Raw genomic sequence first — 4,068 nt, 5'->3', positions numbered from 1 at the left:
GACGACCTCATCGCCTTCGGTTCGCCGATCATTTCGTTGGTCGAGACTGTGGTGCAGCGCCGTGCGCCGATGACGGAGTACCGGGTTCGCATCGGCTCCTCGCGATTTGGCGACGAGCGGATTGCGGACGTGTTCGCGAGCCTGCTTTCGGAGGCTGATGACCGCATCGCCGTGCTGATTCAGGAACGCACCATGGCGGACAAGATCGACCGCCAGATGGTGTCGCGGGGCGCGGCGCGCTCGGTCACCGGTCTTGCCGCGATGCTTGCCCATGAGATCAAGAACCCGCTCTCGGGTATCCGCGGCGCCGCCCAACTGCTGGAGCAGACAGTATCGTCCGACGAGGTGCCGCTGGCGCGCCTGATCCGGGAAGAGACAGACCGCATTGTGGGGCTGATTGACCGGGTGGAAGTGTTTGGCGACGAGCGCCCAATGGAGCGCGAACCGATCAACATTCACGTCGTGTTGGACCGTGTAAAACTCCTGGCGCGAAACGGTGTCGCGCGGGGCATTACTTTCTACGAAGAATACGATCCGTCGCTGCCGCCGGTGTTCGGCAATCGCGACCAACTCATTCAAGTGTTCCTAAATTTGGTGAAGAACGCCGCGGAAGCACTTGAAAGAACTCAGAAACCGGAAATTCGGTTATCAACCGCTTTCCGCCCGGGCATCCGGATCAGCGTGGCTGGCGTTGCCGAGCGCATCTCGCTCCCGCTTGAGATCGTCATCGAGGATAATGGCCCGGGCGTGTCGCCCGACACCCTGCCTTTCCTCTTTGATCCCTTCGTAACGACCAAGACCAACGGATCGGGCCTGGGGCTCGCCTTGGTGGCAAAGATCGTCGGCGACCATGGCGGAGTGATCGATTGCGAAAGCCGGCCCGGTCGCACCCGCTTCCGAATTCTGCTGCCGGTGGCCAGCGGAGCCTTCCAACAAAGCACGTATGAGGTATCGACGAAATGAGCCATGTAGTTTTGCTCGCTGACGACGATGCCGCCATTCGCATGGTGCTCAACCAGGCACTCACTCGGGCCGGCTACGAAGTTCGCCCGACCGGCAATATCTCGACGATGTGGAATTGGGTCAGCCGCGGGGAAGGCGACGTTCTGATCACGGATGTTGCCATGCCCGATGGCAATGCCTTCGAGGTCATGCCCAAGATCAAGAAGCTACGTCCTGATCTGCCGATGATCGTGATGTCGGCGCAGAACACCTTCATGACCGCGATCAGGGCGTCGGAAGTCGGTGCTTACGAGTATCTGCCGAAGCCCTTCGACATCACGGAAGTGCTCTCCGTGGTTTCGCGTGCATTGGCCGACGCCAAGAAGCCGGCGAATGCCGAGCGCAAGGTTGAAGACGTCGGCGACACCATGCCGCTGGTTGGCCGTTCGGCCGCCATGCAGGAAATATATCGCGCTCTCGCGCGGCTGATGCAGACCGATCTCACTGTGATGATCACCGGCGAAAGCGGCACGGGCAAGGAACTGGTAGCCCGGGCGCTTCACGACTTCGGCAAGCGCCGTAATGGGCCCTTCGTTGCCATCAACATGGCTGCCATTCCGCGCGACCTGATCGAAGCCGAGCTTTTCGGTCACGAGAAAGGCGCCTTTACTGGCGCCAATACGCGTTCTTCCGGCCGCTTTGAGCAGGCCGAAGGCGGCACGCTCTTCCTCGACGAGATCGGCGACATGCCGATGGATGCACAGACCCGTCTGCTGCGCGTGCTGCAGGAAGGCGAATACACCATGGTCGGTGGCCGCAGCGCCATCAAGACCAACGTCCGCATCGTCGCCGCCACGCACCGCGATCTGGGCCAGATGATCCGGCAGGGCCTGTTCCGCGAAGACCTCTACTATCGTCTCAATGTCGTGCCGATCCGCCTGCCGCCGCTGCGCGAGCGCGTGGACGACATTTCGGACCTCGTGCAGCACTTCCTGCGCGCCGCCGAACGGGATGGTGAAGCTCCGAAGACCCTCTCGGCCGAAGCCATCAGGCTGATGCAGAACTATTCCTGGCCGGGCAATATCCGCGAACTCGAGAACCTCGTCCGCCGCCTATCAGCGCTTTATGCAGACGAGAGCATTTCCGCGGAGATCGTCCAGAACGAGCTCAACATTGCCGATCGCCCCACGGTGACCGCGGCCGCCGGCCCCGTGGATGTCTCTACTGCCGTCGAAAGCCATGTCGGGCAATTGTTGCGGGAGTATGAGCCCAACCTGCCACCGGCGGGGCTCTATCAGCGCGTCATAGACCGGGTCGAAGCGCCGCTGATTGCCATGGCGCTCAATGCCTGTGGCGGCAATCAGATCAAGGCGGCCGATCTACTGGGCCTCAACCGCAACACGCTGCGCAAGAAGATCCGCACGCATTCGATCGAGATCATCAAGCACAGCAGGCGCAACTAGGGGCCTCGGGACTGGTGGAGCGCTGTCAGTCCCGAGTACGCGAAGGCTAGCGCCGCATCTGCTCGCGGCGCGTGCGGTGTTCCGTCCAGGCCAGCATTAGGCCTGCTGCAATGACCAGGGCAGCGCCAGCGTAAACGGAGGGCAGGGGCATTTCGCCCCAAAACAAATAGCCAAAGACGAAGGCCCAGATCAGCGCCCCATATTCGACTGTGCCGAGCACGCTCGCTGGCACCAGCTTAGCGGACTCCACGAGGACGAACTGAGCAACGCCGCCTATGAGGCCTGCGACGAGGATGAACCCGAACTCGTAGAGCCCCATGTCGTGCCAGAACGGAATGCTCACGACGCCCATTGCGAGGGCATGGATCAGGTTCTGCGCATAGACCTGAACCAGAGCGCTGTCCGACTTCGAAATGGTCCGCATCAGGATCATCGCAACTGCCCAGCTGAGGGCCGCCAGCAAAACCAGGACGACAGGCAGGCTCAGCGTGAAGCCGCTGGGATTGGCCGCCACGACGACGCCAAAAAAGCCGATTGACGCAGCCCCGATCCGGGCCAGCGTCAGGCGCTCCTTGAGTAAGATGACGGCTAGGACGGTGGTGAGAACCGGCGCGAAATAATAGAGCGTCGTCATCTCCGCCAACTGCAGGTCACGACCGGCGCTGTAGTACATGACCCAGGCGGCAAGAGTGAGAAGACCTCTACCCAGGATCATGCCCCGATTGGAAGACGCCCACATCTGGCCAAACATGAAGCTGCGGCCGATCGCCATGCAGAGGACAACGATGACCACGCCGCGAACAAAAAGAATCTGTGCGGCGGGCAAAGAGTGGATGATGCCCTTGATAAAGGCGTCGTGCACGGCAAACAGTGTATAGGCGAATATGCCCATAGCCATGCCTTTAAGGCTTGCGGTTTCAGTATTAGTCAGGGAGGTGGCGGTCACGGAGTGGCTCAGGGAGGCGATTTTTCTCTCTTTGCTCTCGCTGAGCGCTATTGTCCAGCGACGAACTTTTGCCGGCACATATCCCTGTGGGCCCGCTGAACTGTCACATTTCGGCAACAATTATCTTGAAGGGTCCGGCGAATTGGTTAAGGCTTTCTCGCCTAAACAGCACACGCTGCGACCGATGCCTGCGTTGGTGCTAAAAATAGAAGCCGGAGCGTACCGAGTATTGCATGACTGAGGCGGTCAGCCGAGACATCGACGTTCCCGCCCAACCCATGGCGGGGGCGGCAGTTGGGCGTTCACTGTTCTCCGCTCAGGGGAATGGGCCCCTGCGCGTGCTCGGCTTCGTCGTCGTCTTTGCCTCGGTTCTTCTGTCTTCCGTATCGTTTCTCATTCTGTCCGGAACGACCAATATTGAGCCATCGGCCGAGGTCTGGACGGTCATCTGGGTAGCGACCGGCATCCTGGTCCTGCTGGTTCTAGCCCTCGTTGTCACCGAGGCCGTGCTGCTGATCCAGGCGCGAATGCAGCGGTTGCCCGGTTCGGCGCTGCAGATGCGCATGGTGGCGATGTTCGCCCTGGTCGCAGGTATTCCCGCTATTCTCGTCGCCATCGTCGCGACCATCGCGCTCAACCAGGGCCTTGATCAGTGGTTCTCGGAGCGCACTCGGTCCATGGTGGAAAGCAGCCGCCTCGTTGCACGCTCCTACATGC

3 protein-coding genes and 1 pseudogene are annotated in these 4,068 nt (G+C 60.9%); 3 read left to right on the top strand and 1 reads right to left on the bottom strand.

The genetic code is table 11. From position 1 onward, the window contains the following. Both J0I64_RS02685 and ntrC read left to right on the top strand, forming a co-directional pair. Positions 1-963 (top strand): ATP-binding protein (locus tag J0I64_RS02685; protein ID WP_291406081.1); only part of this gene is annotated, 963 nt, incomplete at its 5' end. Beyond that, positions 960-2,405 (top strand): nitrogen regulation protein NR(I), encoded by a 1,446-nt coding sequence (gene ntrC, locus J0I64_RS02680; protein WP_291406080.1) that lies wholly within the window; start codon positions 960-962, stop codon positions 2,403-2,405. The genes J0I64_RS02685 and ntrC, both read left to right, overlap by 4 nt. A gap of 46 nt (positions 2,406-2,451) precedes the next feature. On the opposite strand, the gene J0I64_RS02675 is transcribed toward ntrC, so the two are convergent. Continuing rightward, positions 2,452-3,351: a DMT family transporter gene (locus J0I64_RS02675; RefSeq protein ID WP_291406079.1), complete on the bottom strand. Its 900-nt coding sequence runs from the start codon at positions 3,349-3,351 to the stop codon at positions 2,452-2,454. Between the two features lie 233 nt (positions 3,352-3,584). On the opposite strand from J0I64_RS02675, the pseudogene J0I64_RS02670 reads away from it, so the two are divergent. After that, a pseudogene (locus tag J0I64_RS02670) lies at positions 3,585-4,068 on the top strand (hypothetical protein); the annotation flags it as partial.

Origin of the sequence: Devosia sp., from assembly GCF_017307565.1 — a bacterium.
Classification (GTDB): domain Bacteria; phylum Pseudomonadota; class Alphaproteobacteria; order Rhizobiales; family Devosiaceae; genus Devosia.
This window is presented reverse-complemented; position numbering and strand designations above follow the sequence as displayed.

What these genes read in the sequence shown, in the direction of transcription:
- ntrC (WP_291406080.1), top strand. Translation starts at nt 960, where the DNA reads ATGAGCCATGTAGTTTTGCTCGCTGACGACGATGCCGCCATTCGCATG.